Here is a 23,678-nt window from a genome sequence, read left to right as displayed (position 1 = left end):
CTAGTTTGCTCTTTGATTTTCATTGAGTATCAATATGAATGGAGAATGGGAAGTTAGCATTTTGTAATGAGTTAAGCAAAATTCTTGCAATCTATTTTACTTTATATTAGAGTTGATTAGTCAACTATTGATAAATCAAGAAAAAAGAGGAAGAAATGCTAGAGATTCAAGATCTACTTTATCAACTCCGCTTGTCTGAGCAAGCGAGTACGCAATTGTTTGAAAAAAGACTTGGGATTAGTTTGACACGGTATCAGATGTTACTTTTTTTGCTGGAGAATTCTCCCTGTAATCAGATGGCGGTTCAGGAGCGTTTGAAGATTGATCAGGCTGCTTTGACACGGCATTTCAAGATTTTAGAAAAGGAAGGTTTAGTGGAGCGTCATCGCAATCCTGAAAATCAGCGAGAAGTGTTGGTAGAGGCTACGAAGTATGCGAAGAATCGGTTAGTAGTGAATCCCCCTCTGCAGCACATCAGGGTTAAGGAAGAGATGGAAAGTATCTTAACAGAGTCTGAAAGAACAGAACTCAGCCGTTTATTAAACAAATTAGTTTTGGGTATTGAAAATATAGAAATTTAAGGAGAAGTAGATGTCAACTATTACAATCATTTTAGCAACGATTGTTGCTTTGGAGCATTTTTACATTTTTTATTTGGAAAGTATTGCAACGCAATCAGATGCAACTAGTCGTGTCTTTAACATGGAAAAGGAAGAATTGGCTCGTCCGTCAGTAAGTTCATTATTTAAAAATCAAGGGATTTATAATGCTTTGCTAGGAGTCTTTCTCTTGTATGGGATTTATTTTTCACAGAATTTAGAAATTGTGACTATTTTTGTTTTATTTGTGATTGGTGCTGCGGCTTATAGCTCTCTCACAGCGGATAAGAAAATTATTTTAAAGCAAGGTGGACCAGCTATTTTGGCCTTGATCAGTATTTTACTCTTTAAATAAACTTTAATGCCGGTCTGATACTCTCTAGTCCTTTTCACTCCAGAATAAGGGAAATATGTTATACTTGTTTTTAAGAAAAGAATTTCATGGAATCTTTTGTAAGGAGTTAGAAATGAAAGTATTAGTGACAGGTTTTGAGCCCTTTGGAGGGGAAAAGGTCAATCCAGCTTTGGAGGCCATTAAAGGTTTACCAGCTGAAATCCATGGTACTGAGGTCCGTTGGTTAGAAGTGCCAACAGTCTTTCACAAATCGGCTCAAGTATTGGAAGAAGAGATGAACCGCTATCAACCTGACTTTGTCCTTTGTATCGGCCAAGCAGGTGGAAGAACCAGCTTGACACCTGAGCGAGTAGCCATTAATCAAGACGATGCACGCATTCCTGATAACGAAGGTAATCAGCCGATTGACCTTCCCATTCGAGCGGATGGTGCTTCGGCCTACTTTAGTAGTCTGCCGATTAAAGCGATGGTCCAAGCTATAAAAAAAGAGGGCTTGCCGGCCTCTGTTTCAAATACGGCAGGGACTTTTGTCTGCAATCATTTGATGTATCAGGCTCTCTATTTGGTAGAAAAGAAATTTCCACATGTTAAGGCAGGTTTTATGCACATTCCTTATATGATGGAACAGGTGGTGAATCGACCGACTACTCCAGCTATGAGTTTAGTGGATATTAGGCGAGGGATAGAAGCGGCAATCGGGGCTATTATAGAACATGGAGATCAGGATCTCAAGTTGGTAGGTGGAGAAACTCATTGATAGAAAAAAGCTTGAGGGGCCACCTTCAAGCTTTTGGACGTTTTCGAGCCAGTACTGCTCGGTAAAAAATCATTTTATTGATTTTAATGTAGGGTAGGAGTGAAAAACTAGCAATTCCAAAGGTAATCCAATTGAGGAAGTACCAAGGAAGGAGTTGTAAGTCTAGTACAAAACGCTGAAACTTATAGCCTTTCATCAGGAAACGGCTGGTTTTAAGGATTTGCCCTGGTTTAGCTTGGCCCAAGTCTAGGGTGTCACAGAGGAGAAATTCTACCTGCGAATAGGCATAGTATTGTGGAATATAGAGACTATTTCCGACAATCATCAAGAGGATACTTGCTAGAAAGTAAAGACCAAAGGTCATGAGGAAACGCTCAGTTTCAATTGACGTGAGATCCAGATTGGGAAACTCAGGATGAAGAACTACGAATTTCTTTGCTAGAAAGCTACTGTAAAAAAGAAAGTAAATTCCAAGCAAACTAGGAATACTCCATAAGAAGAGATAGAAACGTTTGAGGAGAAGAGTCAAAAAGGTTTGTGAAAAGTGCTCTTCTTTAAATAGAGTGAGACTATTTTTGACGGATAGTTCTGTATCAGGATTCTTGATGAGTTTCAGTGTTGTATAGACTGAACTGGTTAGAAGTATTGTTCCGATAAAGGAGACTAATAGAGGAAAAAGGTAGGCTTGGAATACATGACCAAACACGCTTAAAAAGGGTTGTTCTAAAACACTCTCGTTGATGCGCTCTAAGGGATTGAGGAAGCCAGACAAGATGACCAGCATGCTAGGTAAGAGATAGACGAGAAAGAGGCGGGGATTTTCAGCCTGAAATTGTCTGGTCTGCAGACGAACAGTTTTTAAATCAATTTTTCGGTATTTCATTCTCTCATTATACCATAGTTCGTGACAGTTCCTACTTTTTTTGATAAAATCATACAGTATGCCCTTGGGCACAAAGTATGAACTGGGACTGTCTTTCCCAGCTTCGGAGGTAAAAAATGTCAGATTCACCAATCAAATATCGTTTGATTAAGAAAGAAAAACACACGGGAGCTCGTCTGGGAGAAATCATCACACCCCATGGTACCTTCCCAACACCTATGTTTATGCCAGTTGGGACACAAGCCACTGTCAAAACTCAGTCGCCTGAAGAATTGAAGGAAATGGGGTCGGGAATTATCCTGTCAAACACCTATCATCTCTGGCTTCGTCCTGGAGATGAACTCATTGCACGCGCAGGCGGTCTCCATAAGTTCATGAATTGGGACCAGCCTATTTTGACAGATAGTGGTGGTTTTCAGGTTTATTCCTTAGCAGATAGTCGCAATATCACAGAAGAAGGGGTAACTTTTAAAAACCATCTCAATGGTTCTAAGATGTTCTTGTCCCCAGAAAAAGCCATCTCTATTCAGAACAATCTGGGTTCAGATATCATGATGTCCTTTGACGAATGTCCCCAGTTTTATCAACCATACGACTACGTTAAGAAATCAATCGAGCGTACCAGTCGTTGGGCTGAGCGTGGTTTGAAGGCTCACCGTCGTCCGCATGACCAAGGGTTATTTGGGATTGTGCAGGGGGCTGGATTTGAAGACCTTCGTCGACAATCGGCTCATGACCTTGTCAGCATGGACTTCCCAGGCTACTCTATCGGTGGTTTGGCAGTGGGAGAAACCCACGAAGAGATGAATGCTGTCTTGGACTTCACAACCCAACTGCTTCCTGAAAATAAACCTCGTTATCTGATGGGTGTGGGAGCGCCAGATAGCTTGATTGATGGGGTGATTCGTGGGGTGGATATGTTTGATTGTGTCTTGCCGACTCGTATCGCTCGTAATGGGACTTGTATGACCAGTCAAGGTCGTTTGGTTGTAAAAAATGCTCAGTTTGCTGAGGACTTTACGCCACTGGATCCTGAGTGTGATTGCTACACATGTAAGAACTATACACGCGCTTATCTTCGTCACCTGCTCAAGGCTGATGAAACCTTTGGTATCCGCTTGACTAGCTACCACAATCTTTACTTCTTGCTTAACCTGATGAAGCAAGTGCGACAAGCCATCATGGATGACAATCTCTTGGAATTCCGTGAGTATTTTATTGAAAAATATGGCTATAATAAATCAGGCCGTAATTTTTAAACTGGAATAGATATAAGCTAAAAATCCTAAGTTTTCTCTTGGGATTTTTCTTCTTTTTTTGATAGAATAAAGTGTATAATGAAAGGGAGAATAAACTCGTATGCGTATTAAATGGTTTTCCTTGATTAGGATTACAGGTTTACTTTTGGTACTCTTGTATCATTTCTTTCAGACGATCTTTCCTGGAGGATTTTTCGGGGTAGATGTCTTTTTTACATTTTCAGGTTTCCTGATTACAGCTCTACTTATCGAAGAATTTTCTAAAAGTCATGAAATTGATTTGGTTGGATTTTTTAGGAGACGCTTTTATCGTATCGTGCCACCTGTGGTTTTGATGGTCTTGGTGACCATGCCCTTTACCTTTCTAGTTCGCCAAGATTATGTGGCTGGAATTGGGGGTCAGATTGCGGGTGTTTTAGGCTTCATGACCAACTTCTATGAGCTCCTAACAGGTGGGAGTTATGAATCTCAGTTCATTCCACATTTGTTTGTTCATAATTGGAGCTTGGCCGTTGAGGTTCACTACTATATTCTTTGGGGATTGGCAGTTTGGTTCTTATCCAAACAGGCTAAATCAAATGGTCAGTTGAAGGGGATGGTCTTTCTCTTGTCTGCTGCTGCCTTCTTGATCAGCTTCTTCTCTATGTTTATTGGTAGTTTTCTAGTAACTTCTTATTCCTCTGTTTACTTCTCCAGTTTAACTCATGTCTATCCATTCTTTTTGGGAAGTGTGTTAGCAACTATCGTAGGCGTTCGTCAGACGACTTCCCTAGTTAAGCAATTGGATAAAATCTGGGATTTACGCAAGACCCTTTTAGTTTTTGGAGGAGGTTTTGGCTTCTTACTCATTTTGACCTTCTTTGTCAAATTTACCTATCTCTTTGCCTATCTTATGGGCTTCTTGCTTGCCAGTCTTGCAGCCATTGCTATGATTCTGGCGGCGCGTGTCTTACATGAAAAGACTCCTCATATACAGGAGCCAAAGATTATCAGCTTTTTAGCGGATACTAGCTATGCGGTTTATCTTTTCCATTGGCCTTTCTATATCATTTTTTCACAGTTGACATCAAATCTTCTTGCTGTGTTATTAACTTTGATTTTTTCTTATGGATTCGCCGGTCTATCATTTTATGTGTTGGAACCTTGGATTGCAGGAAAGGACACACCTATTATACAAACCCTCCGTCCCCTGCCTCATATTCACATAATCCTTGCAGCAAGTACTGGAATTTTAGCCTTCATTGTCTTCTTAGTAACTCTGTTGGCACCACAAGTGGGAGCTTTTGAGACAGACTTAACTGTCAATGGCTTGAAGCAAGCTGCAACAAATATTAACCAGACCAAGGTAATGACAGAACGGGCAGAAGCTGATAGTTTAGGAATTGCTGATGGCACTATGTTAATTGGTGACTCGGTGGCTTTAAGGGCAAATACAGCCCTGCAGACAGCCCTTCCTGGAGCACAGATTAACGCGCAGGTCAGCAGAACAACCAAGACTGCCAATGAAATCATGCTCAACAATAGCCAGAATAAATTTTTACCTAAGATGGTGGTCATTGCGACTGGGGTAAATAATCCTGAAAATTACAAGGAAGATTGGGATAGTATCGTAAAAAATCTTCCTAAGGGCCACCATATGGTTTTGGTGACTCCTTATGAGGGGGATAAGACAAAAGAGACCTATGCAATCGTTGAGAAGGCGGCTGCCTATATGAGAGAATTGGCAGAGAAAACTCCTTACATTACGATAGCAGATTGGAATCAAGCTGCTAAGGAACATCCAGAAATTTGGACTGGGACAGACCAAGTCCATTTTGGAAGTGACAATAGTAAAATTGAAGCAGGAGCTAAATTGTATGCAGATACCATTGCTGCAGCCTTGCAAACAGCTCAAGACAAGCCGGTTAAATCAAAATAACTTGTATTAAAAAGAGAAGAGCTGGAGAAATCCAGCTCTTTTAAAATATATCTAGAAAACAGGTCTATACCATTTACAAATGAATCAGAAAGGTTTATAATGTAATTGACATAATAAATATCAAAAGTAATCTTTTAAGGAGGTCATTATTATGCCTAATTACGTTAAAGCGGATCAGTTTTTCTATCCATTTGGCATTCGTCGCGGTGGGTACTTAGAACTTGTTGATGGCAAATTTGGGAAACATGTGGATCAAATTCCTGAAGGAGCAGAGGTTCTTGACTATACTGGTTATAGCATTGCACCAGGTCTTGTGGATACTCATATTCATGGATATGCAGGTGTAGATGTGATGGACAACAACATTGAAGGTACATTGCATACTATGAGTGAAGGACTTCTTAGTACCGGTGTTACCAGTTTCTTGCCCACAACTTTAACAGCCACTTATGAGCAATTGCTTGCAGTCACTGAAAATCTTGGAAACCATTATAAAGAAGCAACAGGTGCTAAGATTCGTGGGATTTATTATGAAGGTCCATATTTCACAGAAACTTTTAAGGGGGCACAAAATCCAACTTATATGAGAGACCCGGGTGTTGAGGAGTTTCATTCTTGGCAGGATGCTGCAAAAGGGATGCTAAATAAAATCGCTATTGCACCAGAACGTGATGGAGTGGAAGATTTTGTACGTACTATTACAGGTGAAGGTGTGACAGTTGCACTTGGACACTCAGATGCGACATTTGAACAAGCTAAGAAGGCAGTTGATGCTGGAGCTAGTGTATGGGTACATGCCTATAATGGGATGCGTGGTTTAACACACCGCGAACTAGGTATGGTAGGAGCTATGTATGAGCTCCCACATACTTACGCAGAATTGATCTGTGATGGTTATCACGTAGATCCAAAAGCTTGTGAGATTTTACTTAAGCAAAAGGGGACAGAAAACATCGCTCTTATTACGGACTGTATGACAGCTGGTGGGCTTGAAGACGGTGACTATATGTTGGGAGAATTCCCTGTTGTAGTAGCAAATGGAACTGCACGTCTCAAATCTACTGGTAATTTGGCAGGTTCTATCCTCAAACTTAAAGATGGTATGAGAAATGTTGTCGAATGGGGAATTGCGAATCCGCATGAAGCGGTCATGATGGCCAGCCTTAACCCAGCTAAATCTGTTAATATTGACGATGTCTGTGGACAAATTCGTGAAGGTTATGATGCTGACTTTATCGTACTAGATAAAGATTTGGAATTGGTAGCAACCTATCTAGATGGCGTGAAACGTTATCAAGCATAAGAGAGAAAGCAGGAGTTAGAGACTAGCTTCTGCTTTTTTATGCAGGGTACTTTACTGGTAAATAAAAAAGTTAAGAAAATCACAAAAAGACTTGAACAAGCAAATGAAAAGGCTTACAATTATATTATAAATAGTACAAATAAAAAAACGGAGGAAAGCTTTATGAAAGCCTATACTTATGTTAAACCAGGACTTGCTTCTTTTGTTGATGTAGACAAACCAGTTATTCGCAAGCCAACAGACGCTATTGTGCGTATCGTAAAAACTACTATTTGTGGAACAGACCTCCATATTATTAAAGGGGATGTCCCTGCTTGCCAAAGTGGTACCATTCTTGGTCACGAAGGGATTGGGATTGTTGAAGAAGTTGGAGAAGGAGTTTCTAACTTCAAAAAAGGCGACAAGGTCTTGATTTCTTGTGTCTGTGCCTGTGGTAAATGCTACTACTGTAAAAAAGGAATTTATGCCCACTGTGAAGACGAAGGGGGTTGGATTTTCGGTCACTTGATTGATGGTATGCAGGCTGAATATTTACGTGTCCCTCATGCAGATAACACTCTTTACCACACTCCAGAAGACTTGTCAGATGAAGCCTTGGTTATGCTATCAGACATTCTGCCTACTGGATATGAAATTGGTGTCTTAAAAGGGAAAGTAGAACCTGGTTGTAGCGTAGCCATTGTTGGTTCAGGTCCAGTTGGATTGGCTGCTCTTTTGACAGCTCAGTTCTACTCACCAGCCAAATTGATTATGGTGGACTTAGACGATAACCGCTTGGAAACTGCTGTATCATTTGGTGCGACTCACAAGGTTAATTCTTCAGACCCTGAAAAAGCCATTAAAGAAATTTATGATTTGACAGATGGTCGTGGTGTAGATGTTGCTATCGAAGCTGTTGGTATTCCTGCAACATTTGATTTCTGTCAAAAGATTATCGGTGTAGACGGAACAGTTGCCAACTGTGGTGTACATGGTAAACCAGTTGAATTCGATTTGGATAAACTTTGGATTCGCAACATCAATGTAACAACTGGTTTGGTATCTACAAATACAACTCCACAATTGTTGAAAGCTCTTGAAAGTCATAAGATTGAACCAGAAAAATTGGTAACCCATTATTTCAAACTCAGTGAAATTGAAAAAGCTTATGAAGTCTTCAGTAAGGCAGCAGACCACCATGCCATCAAGGTCATTATTGAAAACGATATCTCAGAAGCTTAGGTAGTAAAAAGATTTTGGAACACAAGCAAATAGAAATTCAGTCATCCATCAGATGACTGGATTTTTTATCAAAAAATTAAGAAATGAGCATATTTCTTTCCTTGTTTAGCGGAATTGGTTATAATATACGGTACAAAGGAATGAATGAATATGTATCGTGTTATAGAAATGTACGGAGATTTTGAACCTTGGTGGTTTATAGAAGGTTGGGAAGAAGATATTGTAGCAAGTAGAAAATTTGATCAGTATTATGATGCTCTCAAATACTATAAAACTTGCTGGTTTAGACTGGAACAAGAATCCCCTCTTTATAAAAGTAGAAGTGACTTGATGACTATTTTTTGGGATCCAGAAGACCAACGCTGGTGTGATGAATGTGACGACTATTTACAACAATACCATTCTTTGGCTCTTTTGCAGGACGAGCAGGTTATCCCAGATGAAAAATTACGTCCAGGCTATGAAAAACAAACAGGTAAGGAAAGGCACCGTTCTTGCCGTATGAAATTAAAATAGAGAAAAAGTAACTTTTTTGGAGTTGCTTTTTTTATTTTTCCAAATCTTTGCGAATAGTATAGGTGAGGAGGTAAGTATGGTTCAAGAAATTGCACAAGAAATCATTCGTTCGGCTCGGAAAAAAGGGGCACAAGACATTTATTTTGTCCCCAAGTTAGACGCTTATGAGCTTCATATGAGAATAGGAGACGAGCGCTGTAAAATCGGTTGTTATGATTTCGAAAAATTTGCGGCCGTCATCAGTCACTTTAAGTTTGTGGCGGGTATGAATGTTGGAGAAAAGCGACGTAGTCAACTTGGTTCCTGTGATTATGCCTATGACCAGAAGATGGCGTCCCTACGTCTATCTACTGTAGGCGATTATCGAGGGCAGGAGAGTTTGGTGATTCGCTTGTTGCATGATGAGGAGCAGGATTTGCATTTTTGGTTTCAGGATATTGAAGAACTTGGCAAGCAGTATAGGCAACGTGGTCTCTATCTCTTTGCTGGTCCAGTCGGAAGTGGCAAGACGACCTTGATGCATGAATTGGCCAAGTTACTCTTTAAAGGACAGCAAGTTATGTCCATCGAAGATCCTGTAGAAATCAAGCAGGACGACATGCTTCAGTTGCAGTTGAACGAAGCAATCGGGTTGACCTATGAAAATCTCATCAAACTTTCCTTGCGTCATCGGCCAGATCTCTTGATTATCGGAGAAATTCGGGACAGCGAGACGGCGCGTGCAGTTGTTAGAGCCAGTTTGACAGGGGCGACAGTCTTTTCAACCATCCATGCCAAGAGCATTCGAGGTGTTTATGAGCGCCTGCTGGAGTTGGGTGTGAGTGAGGAGGAATTGGCAGTCGTTCTGCAAGGTGTTTGTTACCAGAGATTAATCGGGGGAGGAGGAATTGTTGACTTTGCAAACAAAGACTATCAAGAACACCAGCCAACTAGCTGGAATGAACAGATTGACCAGCTTCTTAAAGATGGACATATCACAAGTCTTCAGGCTGAAACGGAAAAAATTAGCTACAGCTAAGCAAAAAAATATCATCACCTTGTTTAACAATCTCTTTTCCAGCGGTTTTCATCTAGTGGAGACTATCTCATTTTTAGATAGGAGTGCTTTGTTGGACAAGCAGTGTGTGACCCAGATGCGTACAGGTTTGTCTCAGGGGAAATCATTCTCAGAAATGATGGAAAGTTTGGGTTTTTCAAGTGCCATTGTCACTCAGTTATCCCTAGCTGAAGTTCATGGGAATCTCCACCTTAGTTTAGGAAAGATAGAAGAGTATCTGGACAATCTGACCAAGGTCAAGAAAAAATTAATTGAAGTAGCGACCTATCCCTTGATTTTGCTGGGTTTTCTTTTCTTAATTATGCTGGGGCTACGGAACTATCTACTACCACAACTGGATAGTAGCAATATTGCCACCCAAATCATTGGAAATCTGCCACAAATCTTTCTAGGAATGGTGGGGTTTGTTTCCATACTTGCCCTTTTAGCACTAACTTTCTATAAAAGAAGTTCCAAAATGCGTGTCTTTTCTATCTTAGCGCGTCTTCCCTTCCTTGGAATCTTTGTTCAGACTTATTTGACAGCTTATTATGCGCGTGAATGGGGGAATATGATTTCTCAAGGGATGGAGTTGACGCAGATTTTTCAAATGATGCAGGAACAAGGTTCCCAACTCTTTAAAGAAATCGGTCAAGATCTAGCTCAAGCCCTACAAAATGGTCGCGAATTTTCTCAAACCATAGCAACCTATCCTTTCTTTAAGAAAGAGTTGAGTCTTATTATCGAGTATGGTGAAGTCAAGTCCAAGCTGGGGAGTGAGTTGGAAATCTATGCTGAAAAAACTTGGGAAGCCTTTTTTACCCGAGTTAACCGCACCATGAATTTGGTGCAGCCACTGGTTTTTATCTTTGTGGCACTGATTATCGTTTTACTTTATGCGGCAATGCTCATGCCCATGTATCAAAATATGGAGGTAAATTTTTAACATGAAAAAAATGATGACATTCTTGAAAAAAGCGAAAGTGAAGGCTTTTACACTTGTGGAGATGTTGGTGGTCTTGCTCATCATCAGCGTGCTTCTCTTGCTCTTTGTACCTAATCTGACCAAGCAAAAAGAAGCAGTCAACGACAAAGGAAAAGCTGCTGTTGTTAAGGTGGTGGAAAGCCAGGCAGAGCTTTATAGCTTAGATAAAAATGAAGATGCTAGCCTAAGCAAGTTACAAGCAGATGGGAGAATCACAGAAGAACAGGCTAAAGCTTATAAAGAATACCATGCTAAACAAAATACCAGTCAAACCGTTGCAGATTAAGGCCTTTACCATGCTTGAAAGTCTCTTGGTTTTGGGTCTTGTGAGTATCCTTGCCTTGGGCTTGTCAGGTTCTGTTCAGTCCACTTTTGCGGCGGTAGAGGATCAGATTTTCTTTATGGAGTTTGAAGAACTCTATCGGGAAACCCAAAAACGCAGTGTAGCCAGTCAGCAAAAGACTAGTCTGAACTTAGATGGGCAGACAATCACTAACGGCAGTCAAAAGTTGACAGTTCCCAAAGGGATTCAGGCACCATCAGGCCAAAGTATTACATTTGATCGAGCTGGGGGCAATTCGTCCCTGGCTAAGGTTGAATTTCATACCAGTAAAGGAGCGATTCGTTATCAATTATATCTAGGAAATGGAAAAATTAAACGCATTAAGGAAACAAAAAATTAGGGCAGTGATTTTACTGGAAGCAGTGGTTGCTTTAGCTATCTTTGCTAGTATTGCGACCCTACTTTTGGGACAAATTCAAAAAAATAGGCAAGAAGAAGCAAAAATCTTGCAAAAGGAAGAAGTCTTGAGGGTAGCTAAGATGGCCTTGCAGACAGGTCAAAATCAGGTAAACATAAACGGAGTTGAGATTCAGATGTTTTCTAGTGAAAAAGGATTGGAGGTTTATCATGGCTCAGAACAGTTGTTGGCTATCAAAGAGCCATAAGGTCAAGGCTTTTACCTTGTTAGAATCCCTTATTGCTCTCGTTGTTATCAGTGGAAGCTTACTCCTCTTTCAAGCCATGAGTCAGCTCCTCATTTCAGAAGTTCGCTACCAGCAGCAAAGCGAGCAAAAGGAGTGGCTCCTGTTTGTGGACCAGTTGGAGGCAGAATTAGATCGTTCGCAGTTTGAAAAAGTGGAAGGCAATCGTCTCTATATGAAGCAGGATGGCAAGGATATTTCTATAGGTAAGTCCAAATCAGATGATTTTCGAAAAACTGATGCCAGTGGACGGGGTTATCAGCCCATGGTTTATGGACTCAAATCTGCACAGATTACAGAGGAGAATCAACTGGTTCGCTTTCGTTTTCAATTCCAAAAAGGTTTAGAAAGGGAGTTCATCTATCGTGTGGAAAAAGAAAAAAGTTAAGGCAGGTGTTCTCATCTATGCAGTCACTATGGCAGCCATCTTTAGTCTTTTGTTACAATTTTACTTGAACCGACAAGTCACCCACTATCAAGACTACGCTTTAAATAAAGAAAAGCTGGTCGCTTTTGCCATGGCCAAACGAACGAAAGATAAGGTTGAGCAAGAAAGTGGGGAACAGGCCTTTAATCTGGGTCAGGTGAGCTATCAAAATAAGAAAACAAGCTTGGTGACGACGGTTCATACGCCTAAGAGCCAATATGAGTTCATCTTTCCTTCCGTCAAAATCAAAGAAGAGAAAACAGATAAAAAGGAAAAGGTAGTGACTGATTCAAGTAATCAATCAGAGAATAAAAAATCAGAAGAGAAGGTTGAAAAGAAAGAGAATTCCTAGCCAATCAAGCTACTTTGTGCTAAACTGAAAATATGAAACATGATTTTAACCACAAAGCAGAAACTTTTGATTCACCTAAAAATATCTTCCTTGCAAACTTGGTTTGTCAAGCAGTCGAGAAACAGATTGATTTTCTATCAGACAAAGAAATTTTGGATTTCGGTGGAGGGACGGGTCTGTTAACCTTGCCCCTAGCTAAGCAGGCCAAGTCTGTAATATTGGTGGATATTTCGGAGAAAATGCTGGAGCAAGCTCGTTTGAAAGCGGAGCAGCAAGACATCAAGAATATCCAGTTTTTGGAGCAAGATTTACTGGAAAAACCCTTGGAGAAAGAGTTTGATCTCATTGTTGTTTGTCGTGTTCTTCATCATATGCCTGATTTGGATGCGGCTCTCTCACTGTTTCATCAACATTTGAAGGAAGATGGACAACTCCTACTTGCTGATTTTACCAAGACAGAAGCTAACCATCATGGATTTGAATTGGTTGAACTGGAAAACAGGCTAGCCCAGTTTGGTTTTTCATATGTGCATAGTCAGATTCTCTATAGCGCTGAAGACCTGTTTCAAGGAAATTACTCAGAACTCTTTTTAATAGTAGCCCAAAAATCACTCGCCTAATCAGGGAGTGATTTTTCTATAAGGATGGAAAAAAGAAGGGAAATTTGATAAGATAGGAATATGGATTTTGAAAAAATTGAACAAGCTTATACGTATTTACTAGAGAATGTCCAAGTCATCCAAAGTGATTTGGCAACCAACTTTTATGACGCTTTGGTGGAGCAAAATAGCATCTATCTGGATGGTGAAACTGAGCTAGAACAGGTCCGAGAGAACAATCAGGCCCTTAAGCGTCTAGCACTACGCAAAGAAGAATGGCTCAAGACCTACCAGTTTCTCTTGATGAAGGCTGGGCAAACAGAACCCTTGCAGGCCAATCACCAGTTTACACCGGATGCTATTGCTTTACTTTTGGTGTTTATTGTGGAAGAGTTGTTTAAAGAAAAGGAAATCACTATCCTCGAAATGGGTTCTGGTATGGGAATTCTGGGGGCTACTTTCTTGACCTCGCTTGCTAAAAAAGTGGATTACTTGGAAATGGAAGTGGATGATTTGCTGATTGATTTGGCGGCTAGTATGGCAGATGTGATTGGTTTGCAGGCTGGCTTTGTCCAAGGAGATGCCGTTCGTCCACAAATGCTCAAAGAAAGTGACGTGGTCATTAGCGACTTGCCTGTCGGTTATTATCCTGATGATGCCGTTGCGTCGCGTCATCAAGTTGCTTCTAGTCACGAACATACTTACGCTCATCACTTGCTTATGGAACAAGGTCTAAAGTATCTCAAGTCAGACGGATACGCTATTTTTCTCGCTCCGAGTGATTTGTTGACCAGTCCTCAAAGTGACTTGTTGAAAGGCTGGTTGAAAGAAGAGGCAAATCTGGTTGCCATGATTAGTCTGCCTGAAAATCTCTTTGCTAATGCCAAACAATCCAAGACCATTTTTATCCTACAGAAGAAAAGTGAAATAGCAGTAGAGCCTTTTGTTTACCCACTTGCTAGCCTGCAAGACGCAAGTGTTTTAATGAAATTTAAAGAAAATTTTCAAAAATGGACTCAAGGTACTGAAATATAAAATAGATTTTGTTATAATAGATGAAAACGCTTAAAAAGGGGTATCATGTTATGACAAAAACAATTGCAATCAATGCGGGAAGTTCAAGTTTGAAATGGCAGTTATACTTAATGCCAGAAGAAAAAGTATTGGCGAAAGGTTTGATTGAACGTATCGGTTTGAAAGATTCAATTTCAACTGTAAAATTTGATGGCCGTTCTGAACAACAAATTTTGGATATCGAAAATCACACACAAGCTGTTAAAATCTTATTGGATGACTTGATTCGTTTCGATATTATCAAGGCTTATGACGAGATTACTGGTGTTGGACACCGTGTTGTTGCCGGTGGAGAATATTTCAAAGAATCAACAGTCGTTGAGGGAGATGTTTTAGAAAAAGTTGAAGAGTTGAGCTTGTTGGCTCCTCTCCACAATCCAGCCAATGCGGCAGGTGTTCGTGCCTTCAAGGAATTGTTGCCAGACATTACCAGTGTAGTTGTTTTTGATACTTCATTCCACACAACTATGCCAGAGAAAGCTTATCGCTACCCTCTACCAACAAAATATTACACAGAAAACAAGGTTCGTAAATATGGTGCCCACGGTACAAGTCACCAGTTTGTAGCAGGAGAAGCTGCAAAACTCTTGGGACGTCCATTAGAAGACTTGAAATTGATTACTTGCCACATCGGTAATGGTGCTTCTATTACAGCTGTTAAGGGTGGTCAATCTGTCGATACTTCAATGGGATTCACTCCACTTGGTGGTGTGATGATGGGAACTCGTACAGGGGATATTGACCCAGCGATCATTCCTTACTTAATGCAATATACAGAGGACTTTAATACTCCTGAAGACATTAGTCATGTCCTTAATCGTGAATCAGGACTAATGGGGGTTTCAGGCAAGTCTAGTGATATGCGTGATGTGATTGCTGCTATGGAAGAAGGGGATCACGATGCCACTTTGGCTTATGAAATGTATGTTGACCGCATCCAAAAACATATCGGTCAATACCTTGCAGTCTTAAATGGAGCAGATGCTATTATCTTCACAGCAGGTATTGGTGAAAATGCTGCAAATGTGCGTGAAGATGTTATCTCAGGTATCTCTTGGTTTGGTTGTGATGTTGACCCAGAAAAGAACGTCTTTGGTGTGACAGGAGACATCTCAACAGATGCAGCTAAAATCCGTGTATTGGTTATTCCAACAGATGAAGAGCTAGTTATTGCCCGTGACGTTGAACGCTTAAAAAAATAAGTAAAACTAGTAAAAATATTCCGTACAAGGAGTTGGAAAAGAGATTTTTCCAGCTTCTTTTTATGGTGAAATTGTCCAAAACCTTGCTATGATTGGCTTTTTTGAAAAATATGGTATAATAGTAGTAATTTAATAGATGGAGTTGAGTTTTGAAGAAAAACTTTCGTGTAAAAAGAGAGAAAGATTTTAAGGCGATTTTCAAGGAGGGGACAAGTTTTGCTAATCGCAAATTTGTTGTCTACCAACTAGAAAACCAGAAAAACCATTTTCGAGTAGGTCTATCAGTTAGCAAAAAACTGGGGAATGCCGTCACTAGAAATCAAATTAAGCGACGAATTCGACATATTATCCAGAATGCAAAAGGGAGTCTGGTAGAAGATGTCGACTTTGTTGTCATTGCTCGAAAAGGAGTCGAAACCTTGGGATACGCAGAGATGGAGAAAAACCTACTCCACGTATTAAAATTATCAAAGATTTACCAGGAAGGAAATGGGAGTGAAAAAGAAACTACAGTTGACTAGTTTGCTAGGACTGTCTCTATTAATCATGACAGCCTGTGCGACTAATGGGACAACTAGCGATATTACAGCCGATTCGGCTGATTTTTGGAGTAAATTTGTTTACTTCTTTGCGGAAATCATTCGCTTTTTATCGTTTGATATCAGTATCGGAGTGGGGATTATTCTCTTTACGATCTTGATTCGTACAGTTCTCTTGCCAGTCTTTCAGGTGCAAATGGTGGCATCCAGAAAAATGCAGGAAGCTCAACCACGCATTAAGGCGCTTCGAGAACAATATCCAGGTCGTGATATGGAAAGCAGAACCAAGCTAGAGCAAGAAATGCGTAAAGTCTTTAAAGAAATGGGTGTCAGACATTCAGATTCTCTTTGGCCGATTTTGATTCAGATGCCGGTTATCTTGGCCTTGTTCCAAGCTCTATCAAGAGTTGACTTTTTAAAGACAGGTCATTTCTTATGGATTAACCTTGGTGGTGTGGATACAACCCTTGTTCTTCCGATTTTAGCAGCAGTATTTACCTTTTTAAGTACTTGGCTGTCTAATAAAGCCTTGTCTGAGCGTAATGGGGCTACGACTGCGATGATGTATGGGATTCCGGTCTTGATTTTTATCTTTGGGGTTTATGCTCCAAGCGGAGTAGCGCTCTACTGGGCAGTGTCCAATGCTTATCAAGTCTTGCAAACCTATTTCTTGAACAATCCATTCAAGATTATCGCAGAGCGCGAGGCGGTAGTACAGGCACAGAAAGATTTGGAAAATAGAAAAAGAAAAGCCAAGAAAAAGGCTCAGAAAACGAAATAATAAGGAGGGATCTGGTAATGGTAGTATTTACAGGTTCAACTGTTGAAGAAGCAATCCAGAAAGGATTGAAAGAATTAGATATTCCAAGAATGAAGGCACATATCAAAGTCATTTCTCGTGAGAAAAAAGGGTTTCTTGGTTTATTTGGTAAAAAACCAGCCCAAGTGGATATCGATGCTATTAGTGAAACGACAGTTGTAAAAGCAAACCAACAAGCTGTAAAGGGAGTTCCAAAACAAATCAATGATTTGAATGAGCCTGTTAAAACAGTCAGTGAAGCAACGGTTGATTTGGGTCATGTTGTAGAAGCAATTAAAAAGATTGAAGAGGGAGGCCAAGGTATTTCTGATGAAGTCAAGGCTGAAATCTTAAAACATGAAAGACATGCCAGCACTATCTTGGAAGAAACTGGTCACATTGAGATTTTAAATGAATTACAACTTGAAGAAACTGCTCTCGAAGGAGAAGTAGAAACTCCTAATATTGAAAGCCAAGCCGAGCAAACTGAAAGTCAAGAATTAAAAGATTTGGGCTTGAAGGTGGAGCCAAGCTTTGATATTGAACAAGTAGCTACGGAAGTAACGACTTATGTTCAAACGATTATTGATGACATGGATGTTGAAGCCACACTTTCAAATGATTATAACCGTCGTAGCATCAATCTACAAATTGACACCAACGAACCAGGTCGTATTATCGGCTACCATGGTAAAGTTTTGAAGGCCTTACAACTATTGGCTCAAAATTATCTTTACAACCGCTATTCAAGAACCTTCTACATTACAATCAATGTCAATGATTATGTCGAACACCGTGCAGAAGTCTTGCAGACCTATGCGCAAAAATTGGCGACTCGTGTTTTAGAAGAAGGACGCAGTCATCAGACAGATCCAATGTCGAATAGCGAACGCAAGATTATCCATCGTATTATTTCACGTATGGATGGCGTGACCAGTTACTCTGAAGGTGACGAGCCCAATCGCTATGTCGTTGTAGATACAGAATAAGTAAAATCAGGGTTCTCCTGATTTTTTGCTAGTTAGAGGAGATTAAACTAATGTTGAATAAGATAAGAGATTATTTAGACTTTGCTGGTTTGCAGTACCGTAATCCAGATAAAGCGGGAGAAGAACGGGAGAAGATGCTGGAATTACGCCACAAAGGTCAAGAGGCCCGAAAGGCTTTTACAGAATTGGCCAAAGCATTTCAGGCAAGCCATCCAGAATGGCAACTCCAACAGACTAGCCAGTGGATGAACCAAGCGCAGCGTTTGCGACCACATTTTTGGGTTTATCTACAGCGTGAGGGGAAAGTGACAGAACCTATGCTGGCTCTTCGTTTGTATGGAAGTCCTTCGGATTTTGGAGTCTCACTAGAAGTTAGTTTTATCGAGCGCAAGAAAGATGAGCAAACTTTAAGCAAGCAGGCCAAGGTTTTAGAAATTCCACCAGTAGAAGGTGTTTATTACTTAGTCTACTCAAATGGAGAAAGTCATAAGAAGGAGTCTACTGAGGAAAATCGCCAAGTGTTAAGAGAAAAACTATCCCATCAGGAAGTTCGCAAAGTTTTAGTGAAGGCAGATGTTCCTGTGACTGCAAATTTATCTGAAGAAGAAATCGTAGAAGGTCTATTGAAATCTTATGCTAAAATTCTTCCCTATTATTTAGCTACAAGAAAATTAGATAATCCGTAAAATATCATAAATCATACAGTCCAAGAGTGAACAGTCCGCTGTGTAATTCTTGGTCTTTTTGTTTCCGCTTTCACATTATATAATATAGGAGAACAATTAAAGACGAAATCCGTCGAATTTGGGGGTAGGCTATGACACGTCCGATTGGAATTTACGAAAAGGCGACGCCCCAGCACTTCACTTGGAAAGAACGCTTGGAGTTTGCCAAGGAGCTGGGCTTTGACTTTGTTGAAATGTCGGTTGATGAAAGCGATGCTCGCTTAGCGCGCTTGGAATGGAGTAAGGAAGAACGCTTTGAAGTGGTCAAGGCCGTTTATGAAACGGGTGTCCGCATTCCGACTATCTGCTTTTCTGGGCACCGCCGCTATCCGCTAGGATCAAACGATCCAGCCCTCGAAGCCAAGTCGCTGGAAACCATGAAGCAATGTATCGAGTTGGCGCAGGATTTGGGTGTGCGGGTCATTCAGCTGGCGGGCTATGATGTCTACTATGAGGAAAAATCGCCAGAAACACGAGCTCGCTTCCTTAAAAATCTACGCAAGGCTTGTAATTGGGCGGAGCAAGCGCAGGTTATTCTTGCGATTGAGATTATGGATGACCCATTTATCAATAGTATCGAAAAATACTTGGCTGTTGAAAAGGCTATCAACTCGCCTTATCTCTTTGTCTATCCAGACACAGGTAATCTCTCAGCTTGGCACAATGACCTCTATAGTGAGTTTGTTATCGGGCACCAGGCCCTGGCAGCTCTGCATCTCAAGGATACCTATCCTGTGACTGAGCAGTCCAAGGGGCAATTCCGCGATGTGCCTTTTGGTCAGGGTTGTGTCAACTGGGAAGATACTTTCAGAATTTTAAAAGAAACCAATTATCAAGGGCCGTTTTTGATTGAAATGTGGTCTGAAAATTGTCCAACAGTAGAGGAAACCAAGGCGGCTATCAAAGAAGCTCAAGATTTCCTTTATCCACTCATTGAGAAAGCGGGGTTAAACTAATGCTGTTACCAGAATTAAGAGAGCGCGTTTACAAGGCTAATTGTGACCTGCCAAAACATGGCTTGGTTAAGTTTACTTGGGGAAATGTCTCTGCGGTGGACCGCGAAGCGGGCTTGATTGTCATCAAACCGAGCGGTGTGGACTACGATAAGCTTAGTCCGGAAAATATGGTTGTGACCGACTTGGACGGCAATATCGTTGAAGGCGACCTCAATCCGTCATCTGATTTGCCTACCCACGTGGAGCTCTACAAGGCTTTCCCAAAAGTCGGTGGTGTTGTTCACACGCACTCAACGGAAGCGGTTGGCTGGGCACAGGCTGGGCGCGATATTCCATTTTACGGAACGACGCATGCAGATTATTTCTTCGGTCCCATTCCAGCGGCACGTTCATTGACAGAAAGCGAAATCAACACGGCCTACGAAAAAGAAACAGGCACCGTGATTATTGAAACCTTCCGCGAACGTCAGATTGACCCAATGGCAGTGCCAGGTGTCACTGTGCGCAACCACGGTCCCTTCACTTGGGGCAAGACGCCAGAAGCTGCGGTTTACCACAGCGTTGTCTTGGAAGAAGTGGCCAAAATGGCGCGCTTCACCGAGCAAATCAACCCCGATGTCAAAGAAGCACCAAAATACCTCATGGATAAGCACTACCTCCGCAAACACGGACCGAACGCTTACTATGGGCAAAAAGGCGCTAGCCATTAAAAAACAAAGAGCAGTCCCAGAGATTGCTTTTTTGTGTTGGTTTTAAGTGGCATCTTGATTTTTAAAGTGATATAATAAATGCAATTTGATGAGTTAGAAAGAACAAAATGACAAAAAAAGTAACAATCAATGATATTGCTAGCTTTGTTGGGGTGTCCAAGGCGACGATTTCTTATTACTTAAATGGAAATATGCGGAAAATGTCTTTGGAGACGAGGGAGAAAATCCGGCTGGCCATTGAAGAAACTGGTTATCAACCTAACAAAATGGCGCAAAGTTTGGTGACCAGAGACACCAAGACGATTGGCGTTGTGATTGCGGATATCACCAATCCCTTCATTTCCTCAGTTATCAAAGGAATTCATGACACTTGCAAGAAATACGACTACACGGTTAACTTTACCAATTCAGACAATGACCAGCTGATTGAGCAGGAAAATATCGAGCGGCTTCAGCAGCAGAATGTATCAGGGATTATTCTCGATACAGTGGATGCCAATTCGCCCCTGATTCACAAGCTGAGTAAGAAGCGGACAGTTCTAGTGGACAGGCAATCGAGAGAAGTGACGCTGGACACGGTTGTATCTAATAATCGTGACTCGACCAAGGCTTTTCTGGCAGAAATGAAGAAGGCAGGCTATGAAGACATTTACTTTGTCACCTTTCCGATTGAGGGGATTTCGACGCGGGAAATGCGTTATCAGGGCTTTAAAGAAGAGGTTTCGGCTGCCCCAGAGAAACTTTTGGTTTTGGGACAAGACGGGACAGCTCAAAAAATTCTTCAGTTGATTGAGCAAAGGCAAGAAAAAATCGCTTTTTTCACCATGAACGGCCCAGCCCTGCTTGATTTTATGAAAATCTTGAACAAGACCGACTACAGCTATCCTCGTGATTTTGGTCTGGGTTCCTACGAGGATTTGGAATGGATGGAGGTTTTAAATCCGAATGTGTCCTGTATTCGTCAAGATTCTTATAAAATTGGTCAAGTGGCAGCAGAACATCTAATCAAAAAATTAAGAGGAGAGCTAGCGGCGGAACCTGCTCAACTCCTTGTCGTTCCTAGCTTTACAGTTCTTAGAAGCTCTTTTTAGAAATGAAGTATTCGCGCGAGTGGATACTTTTTTTAAAATATTTTTTTGAAATCGCTTGCAATTTTGAAGAAGATAGTGTATACTGTAATAGTAGAAAGGTGAAACGATTAACCATGAATTGAAGCATTATTTTATAAGAGAAACGTAGTTCACTTTTATTTTTTGAAAATAAGTTAACCGCTTCACTCAGAGTTTGAAAATAATTTCGCAGTGAAAGGTTGATTGCTCGTCTAGAAAGGAGACCTAGTGAATAGTAGAGTGGTGAAACGATTAACTATGAATTAAAGTATTATTTTATAAGAGAACGTAGTTCACTTTTATTTTTTGAAAATAAGTTAACCGATTCACTCAGAGTTTGAAAATAATTTCGCAGTGAAAGGTTGATTGCTCGTCTAGAAAGGAGACCTAGTGAATAGTAAAACAATATTAAGCGACCACTTGGATGCCTGCTATGCCGTTGCAAGGTTGACCGATAGCGCTAACGACTATCTTTTGGTGGCTTCGGAGACCGAAAATGCCTGCTTGGCCTATGATGTCAATCGCGATTTCGCAAGGACGGTGCTTTGGAGCGAGGTTGGTGGCACCATGTCCATTATCCAAGTGCCAGGGACGCTGGATTTCTTGGCAACCCAGCGCTTTTATCCCGGTTTTGATGCCAAGGATTGCCGGATTGTTCACGGACAGTTCGAGGGCGAGGGCAAGTGGACAATCACGGAAGTGGGGGCTTTTCCTTATCTGCATCGCTTTGATTTAGTTGACAATGAGCGTGGAGCTATTCTTTTTATCGGTTGTACGATTGCCAATTCCAAGCAGTTTGTCGAGGACTGGTCGGATGACGGGAAAATTTTTGTCGGTCATTTTGATAAACAGGTAAGGCAGCTGACAAATGTAGAAGAATTGCCACTTCGACTCAAGAAAAATCACGGTTACTATCCTGTTCACGCAGAGCATTACTCGCTTATCACAGCGGTGGAAGGGATTTATCGTTTGGGCTATCCGCAGGGTACGTCTGACTGGACTTTGACCCAGCTCTTTGATGAAGAAACGAGCGATATTGTACAGTTGGACATGAACGGTGATGGTCGTCTGGAAAATATGATTATCCAGGCTTTCCATGGCGATAGCTTGCGAATTTTATCAGAAGATTTTAAGGAGGAATTATTTGCCTATCCAGAAGCGACGCCTTTTGGGCACGCCATCTGGTCGGGGACTTTACTTGGTCAGCCAACCTTTATCTTTGGCTGGCGCTCAGGGAAGAAGCACTTACTTGCTTTTACCTATGAAAATGGACGTTTTCTGGAACACATGATTGCTCCAGAAGTTGCTTCTAGCAACTGTTTGACTTTTGAAAAAGCTGGGAAATCCTATATCTTTTCGGCGAATAATGGAAAAAATACAGTTGCTCTTTACGAACTACAAAAGGAGGAAAAGAATGCCTAAGAAGAAAGTTCTTGTGACGGGAATTGTTCCTAAGGAAGGCTTGGTCAAGCTAATGGAAAAGTACGATGTGACCTACTCAGACGGGGAGCCGTTTTCACGCGACTATGTGCTGGAACACTTGCCTGAGTACGACGCTTGGCTTTTAATGGGGCAAAAAGGGGACAAGGAAATGATCGATGCGGGGAAAAACTTGCAAATCATCTCTCTTAATGCGGTTGGTTTTGACCATGTAGACATCGAATACGCCAAACAAAAAGGGATTGTAGTCTCCAATTCGCCGCAAGCTGTGCGGGTACCGACAGCTGAAATGACTTTTGCCCTTCTCTTAGCCGCTACCAAACGTTTAGCCTTTTATGACAAGATTGTCCGTACAGGAAACTGGATTGACCCGAGCGAAAGACGCTATCAAGGGCTGACACTTGAGGGCGCAACGCTTGGTATCTATGGTATGGGGCGTATTGGTTCAACTGTAGCTGGCTTCGCCAAGGCTTTTGGGATGAAAGTGCTCTATCACGACCTCTATCGATTGCCAGAGGAGAGGGAAAAAGAATTGGGCGTTAGCTATGTGGAATTTGATGATTTGGTTGAGAAGGCTGATGTCATTACCATTCATGCTCCGTCTCTACCGTCCACTCATCACAAATTTAACAAAGAAGTGTTCAAGAAAATGAAGAACAGAAGCTATCTAATCAATGCAGCGCGTGGTCCGATTGTGTCTGAAGAAGACTTGATTGAAGCGCTTAAAACTGGAGAGATAGCAGGAGCTGGTTTGGATGTCTTTGAGTTTGAGCCAGAAGTTTCTGAAGAGCTTCGCGCTTTGGACAATGTTATCATGGCGCCGCATGCAGGAACGGGAACGATTGAAGGTCGCCGTACCTTGGCAGCAGAAGCTGCCACGAATATTCTTTCCTTCTTCGAAGGGAACCCTGTCAATGTCGTAAACAAATAAAATAAAGGAA

Annotated in this window: 28 protein-coding genes; 27 read left to right on the top strand and 1 reads right to left on the bottom strand. The window is 41.2% G+C overall.

Annotated features, from left to right (window positions below):
- Window positions 1–155 precede the first annotated feature (155 nt).
- The 3 genes from MK480_RS09920 to pcp all read left to right on the top strand — a co-directional run bounded on the left by MK480_RS09920 (window position 156) and on the right by pcp (window position 1,711).
- Window positions 156–581, top strand: a complete 426-nt coding sequence (locus tag MK480_RS09920; protein WP_261009578.1) for a MarR family winged helix-turn-helix transcriptional regulator — start codon at window positions 156–158, stop codon at window positions 579–581.
- Window positions 582–591: 10 nt separating this feature from the next.
- Window positions 592–954 carry a DUF1304 domain-containing protein gene (locus MK480_RS09915; RefSeq protein WP_000104409.1) on the top strand — a complete coding sequence of 121 codons (363 nt, stop codon included), beginning with the start codon at window positions 592–594 and terminating at the stop codon, window positions 952–954.
- A gap of 112 nt (window positions 955–1,066) precedes the next feature.
- Window positions 1,067–1,711 carry a pyroglutamyl-peptidase I gene (gene pcp / locus MK480_RS09910; protein WP_000866926.1) on the top strand — a complete coding sequence of 215 codons (645 nt, stop codon included), beginning with the start codon at window positions 1,067–1,069 and terminating at the stop codon, window positions 1,709–1,711.
- A 25-nt stretch (window positions 1,712–1,736) separates the two neighbouring features.
- Here pcp and MK480_RS09905 read toward each other — a convergent pair whose 3' ends face one another.
- The gene (locus MK480_RS09905; RefSeq protein WP_261016432.1) at window positions 1,737–2,594 is read right to left on the bottom strand and encodes a DUF975 family protein; all 858 of its coding nucleotides are present in this window, start codon (window positions 2,592–2,594) and stop codon (window positions 1,737–1,739) included.
- A gap of 116 nt (window positions 2,595–2,710) precedes the next feature.
- Between MK480_RS09905 and tgt the strand changes: the two genes are divergently transcribed.
- The 24 genes from tgt to MK480_RS09785 all read left to right on the top strand — a co-directional run bounded on the left by tgt (window position 2,711) and on the right by MK480_RS09785 (window position 23,668).
- Window positions 2,711–3,853 (top strand): tRNA guanosine(34) transglycosylase Tgt, encoded by a 1,143-nt coding sequence (tgt, locus tag MK480_RS09900; RefSeq protein ID WP_020903627.1) that lies wholly within the window; start codon window positions 2,711–2,713, stop codon window positions 3,851–3,853.
- Between the two features lie 100 nt (window positions 3,854–3,953).
- Entirely contained in the window at window positions 3,954–5,771 is a 1,818-nt protein-coding gene (locus MK480_RS09895; protein WP_268707607.1) for an acyltransferase family protein, read from the top strand.
- Between the two features lie 151 nt (window positions 5,772–5,922).
- Window positions 5,923–7,074, top strand: a complete 1,152-nt coding sequence (gene nagA / locus MK480_RS09890) for an N-acetylglucosamine-6-phosphate deacetylase (protein WP_001134550.1) — start codon at window positions 5,923–5,925, stop codon at window positions 7,072–7,074.
- 162 nt (window positions 7,075–7,236) lie between these two features.
- Window positions 7,237–8,295, top strand: coding sequence for a zinc-dependent alcohol dehydrogenase family protein (locus MK480_RS09885; RefSeq protein ID WP_268707606.1), 1,059 nt, complete (start codon window positions 7,237–7,239; stop codon window positions 8,293–8,295).
- A gap of 150 nt (window positions 8,296–8,445) precedes the next feature.
- Window positions 8,446–8,811, top strand: a complete 366-nt coding sequence (locus MK480_RS09880; RefSeq protein WP_049499212.1) for a DUF1033 family protein — start codon at window positions 8,446–8,448, stop codon at window positions 8,809–8,811.
- Window positions 8,812–8,887: 76 nt separating this feature from the next.
- Window positions 8,888–9,829, top strand: a complete 942-nt coding sequence (comGA, locus tag MK480_RS09875; protein WP_153209717.1) for a competence type IV pilus ATPase ComGA — start codon at window positions 8,888–8,890, stop codon at window positions 9,827–9,829.
- Complete coding sequence (gene comGB, locus MK480_RS09870) at window positions 9,777–10,793, top strand: competence type IV pilus assembly protein ComGB (RefSeq protein WP_125454983.1); 1,017 nt, start codon at window positions 9,777–9,779, stop codon at window positions 10,791–10,793. The genes comGA and comGB overlap by 53 nt, the downstream gene beginning before the upstream one ends.
- 1 nt (window position 10,794) lies before the next feature.
- Window positions 10,795–11,118 (top strand): comG operon protein ComGC, encoded by a 324-nt coding sequence (gene comGC, locus MK480_RS09865; protein WP_000738641.1) that lies wholly within the window; start codon window positions 10,795–10,797, stop codon window positions 11,116–11,118.
- Window positions 11,081–11,515 (top strand): competence type IV pilus minor pilin ComGD, encoded by a 435-nt coding sequence (comGD, locus tag MK480_RS09860; protein WP_185757749.1) that lies wholly within the window; start codon window positions 11,081–11,083, stop codon window positions 11,513–11,515. The genes comGC and comGD overlap by 38 nt, the downstream gene beginning before the upstream one ends.
- Window positions 11,478–11,780, top strand: coding sequence for a competence type IV pilus minor pilin ComGE (comGE, locus tag MK480_RS09855; RefSeq protein ID WP_153209718.1), 303 nt, complete (start codon window positions 11,478–11,480; stop codon window positions 11,778–11,780). Before comGD ends, comGE begins: the two co-directional genes overlap by 38 nt.
- Window positions 11,743–12,204: a competence type IV pilus minor pilin ComGF gene (gene comGF / locus MK480_RS09850; RefSeq protein ID WP_261050285.1), complete on the top strand. Its 462-nt coding sequence runs from the start codon at window positions 11,743–11,745 to the stop codon at window positions 12,202–12,204. Before comGE ends, comGF begins: the two co-directional genes overlap by 38 nt.
- Window positions 12,182–12,595 (top strand): competence type IV pilus minor pilin ComGG, encoded by a 414-nt coding sequence (gene comGG / locus MK480_RS09845; protein WP_084925452.1) that lies wholly within the window; start codon window positions 12,182–12,184, stop codon window positions 12,593–12,595. Before comGF ends, comGG begins: the two co-directional genes overlap by 23 nt.
- A 32-nt stretch (window positions 12,596–12,627) precedes the next feature.
- Entirely contained in the window at window positions 12,628–13,215 is a 588-nt protein-coding gene (locus MK480_RS09840) for a class I SAM-dependent methyltransferase (RefSeq protein ID WP_268707605.1), read from the top strand.
- A 60-nt stretch (window positions 13,216–13,275) separates the two neighbouring features.
- On the top strand, window positions 13,276–14,229 hold the full coding sequence (locus tag MK480_RS09835) for a class I SAM-dependent methyltransferase (protein WP_268707604.1): 954 nt from the start codon (window positions 13,276–13,278) through the stop codon (window positions 14,227–14,229).
- Between the two features lie 50 nt (window positions 14,230–14,279).
- Complete coding sequence (locus MK480_RS09830; RefSeq protein WP_077804620.1) at window positions 14,280–15,470, top strand: acetate kinase; 1,191 nt, start codon at window positions 14,280–14,282, stop codon at window positions 15,468–15,470.
- Window positions 15,471–15,619: 149 nt separating this feature from the next.
- Window positions 15,620–15,991, top strand: a complete 372-nt coding sequence (gene rnpA / locus MK480_RS09825) for a ribonuclease P protein component (protein ID WP_000739245.1) — start codon at window positions 15,620–15,622, stop codon at window positions 15,989–15,991.
- On the top strand, window positions 15,966–16,790 hold the full coding sequence (locus tag MK480_RS09820) for a membrane protein insertase YidC (RefSeq protein WP_268707603.1): 825 nt from the start codon (window positions 15,966–15,968) through the stop codon (window positions 16,788–16,790). Before rnpA ends, MK480_RS09820 begins: the two co-directional genes overlap by 26 nt.
- A 17-nt stretch (window positions 16,791–16,807) precedes the next feature.
- Window positions 16,808–17,797: an RNA-binding cell elongation regulator Jag/EloR gene (jag, locus tag MK480_RS09815; protein ID WP_268707602.1), complete on the top strand. Its 990-nt coding sequence runs from the start codon at window positions 16,808–16,810 to the stop codon at window positions 17,795–17,797.
- Between the two features lie 50 nt (window positions 17,798–17,847).
- Window positions 17,848–18,483, top strand: coding sequence for an HI_0552 family protein (locus MK480_RS09810; protein WP_268707601.1), 636 nt, complete (start codon window positions 17,848–17,850; stop codon window positions 18,481–18,483).
- Between the two features lie 131 nt (window positions 18,484–18,614).
- Complete coding sequence (locus MK480_RS09805) at window positions 18,615–19,478, top strand: L-ribulose-5-phosphate 3-epimerase (protein WP_268707600.1); 864 nt, start codon at window positions 18,615–18,617, stop codon at window positions 19,476–19,478.
- Window positions 19,478–20,188 (top strand): L-ribulose-5-phosphate 4-epimerase, encoded by a 711-nt coding sequence (locus tag MK480_RS09800; RefSeq protein WP_261014620.1) that lies wholly within the window; start codon window positions 19,478–19,480, stop codon window positions 20,186–20,188. The genes MK480_RS09805 and MK480_RS09800 overlap by 1 nt, the downstream gene beginning before the upstream one ends.
- Before the next feature lie 107 nt (window positions 20,189–20,295).
- Window positions 20,296–21,279, top strand: coding sequence for a LacI family DNA-binding transcriptional regulator (locus MK480_RS09795; protein ID WP_268707599.1), 984 nt, complete (start codon window positions 20,296–20,298; stop codon window positions 21,277–21,279).
- Between the two features lie 408 nt (window positions 21,280–21,687).
- Window positions 21,688–22,719, top strand: coding sequence for a hypothetical protein (locus tag MK480_RS09790; protein ID WP_268707598.1), 1,032 nt, complete (start codon window positions 21,688–21,690; stop codon window positions 22,717–22,719).
- Window positions 22,712–23,668: a 2-hydroxyacid dehydrogenase family protein gene (locus MK480_RS09785; protein WP_268707597.1), complete on the top strand. Its 957-nt coding sequence runs from the start codon at window positions 22,712–22,714 to the stop codon at window positions 23,666–23,668. Before MK480_RS09790 ends, MK480_RS09785 begins: the two co-directional genes overlap by 8 nt.
- Window positions 23,669–23,678 lie beyond the last annotated feature (10 nt).

The sequence above is a fragment of the Streptococcus mitis genome (assembly GCF_026782895.1).
GTDB lineage: Bacteria > Bacillota > Bacilli > Lactobacillales > Streptococcaceae > Streptococcus > Streptococcus mitis_CB.
This window is presented reverse-complemented; position numbering and strand designations above follow the sequence as displayed.

Bases quoted from the DNA above. Each gene is read 5' to 3' on its own strand.
- comGA (WP_153209717.1), top strand. From the start codon at position 8,888: ATGGTTCAAGAAATTGCACAAGAAATCATTCGTTCGGCTCGGAAAAAA.
- MK480_RS09830 (WP_077804620.1), top strand. From the start codon at position 14,280: ATGACAAAAACAATTGCAATCAATGCGGGAAGTTCAAGTTTGAAATGG.
- nagA (WP_001134550.1), top strand. From the start codon at position 5,923: ATGCCTAATTACGTTAAAGCGGATCAGTTTTTCTATCCATTTGGCATT.
- MK480_RS09905 (WP_261016432.1), bottom strand. From the start codon at position 2,594: ATGAAATACCGAAAAATTGATTTAAAAACTGTTCGTCTGCAGACCAGA.
- MK480_RS09805 (WP_268707600.1), top strand. From the start codon at position 18,615: ATGACACGTCCGATTGGAATTTACGAAAAGGCGACGCCCCAGCACTTC.
- MK480_RS09810 (WP_268707601.1), top strand. From the start codon at position 17,848: ATGTTGAATAAGATAAGAGATTATTTAGACTTTGCTGGTTTGCAGTAC.
- MK480_RS09915 (WP_000104409.1), top strand. From the start codon at position 592: ATGTCAACTATTACAATCATTTTAGCAACGATTGTTGCTTTGGAGCAT.
- pcp (WP_000866926.1), top strand. From the start codon at position 1,067: ATGAAAGTATTAGTGACAGGTTTTGAGCCCTTTGGAGGGGAAAAGGTC.
- MK480_RS09885 (WP_268707606.1), top strand. From the start codon at position 7,237: ATGAAAGCCTATACTTATGTTAAACCAGGACTTGCTTCTTTTGTTGAT.
- MK480_RS09840 (WP_268707605.1), top strand. From the start codon at position 12,628: ATGAAACATGATTTTAACCACAAAGCAGAAACTTTTGATTCACCTAAA.
- comGC (WP_000738641.1), top strand. From the start codon at position 10,795: ATGAAAAAAATGATGACATTCTTGAAAAAAGCGAAAGTGAAGGCTTTT.
- comGF (WP_261050285.1), top strand. From the start codon at position 11,743: ATGGCTCAGAACAGTTGTTGGCTATCAAAGAGCCATAAGGTCAAGGCT.
- MK480_RS09895 (WP_268707607.1), top strand. From the start codon at position 3,954: ATGCGTATTAAATGGTTTTCCTTGATTAGGATTACAGGTTTACTTTTG.
- MK480_RS09785 (WP_268707597.1), top strand. From the start codon at position 22,712: ATGCCTAAGAAGAAAGTTCTTGTGACGGGAATTGTTCCTAAGGAAGGC.
- MK480_RS09835 (WP_268707604.1), top strand. From the start codon at position 13,276: ATGGATTTTGAAAAAATTGAACAAGCTTATACGTATTTACTAGAGAAT.
- MK480_RS09920 (WP_261009578.1), top strand. From the start codon at position 156: ATGCTAGAGATTCAAGATCTACTTTATCAACTCCGCTTGTCTGAGCAA.
- MK480_RS09880 (WP_049499212.1), top strand. From the start codon at position 8,446: ATGTATCGTGTTATAGAAATGTACGGAGATTTTGAACCTTGGTGGTTT.
- tgt (WP_020903627.1), top strand. From the start codon at position 2,711: ATGTCAGATTCACCAATCAAATATCGTTTGATTAAGAAAGAAAAACAC.
- comGB (WP_125454983.1), top strand. From the start codon at position 9,777: ATGGACATATCACAAGTCTTCAGGCTGAAACGGAAAAAATTAGCTACA.
- MK480_RS09800 (WP_261014620.1), top strand. From the start codon at position 19,478: ATGCTGTTACCAGAATTAAGAGAGCGCGTTTACAAGGCTAATTGTGAC.
- comGE (WP_153209718.1), top strand. From the start codon at position 11,478: ATGGAAAAATTAAACGCATTAAGGAAACAAAAAATTAGGGCAGTGATT.
- jag (WP_268707602.1), top strand. From the start codon at position 16,808: ATGGTAGTATTTACAGGTTCAACTGTTGAAGAAGCAATCCAGAAAGGA.
- comGD (WP_185757749.1), top strand. From the start codon at position 11,081: ATGCTAAACAAAATACCAGTCAAACCGTTGCAGATTAAGGCCTTTACC.
- MK480_RS09795 (WP_268707599.1), top strand. From the start codon at position 20,296: ATGACAAAAAAAGTAACAATCAATGATATTGCTAGCTTTGTTGGGGTG.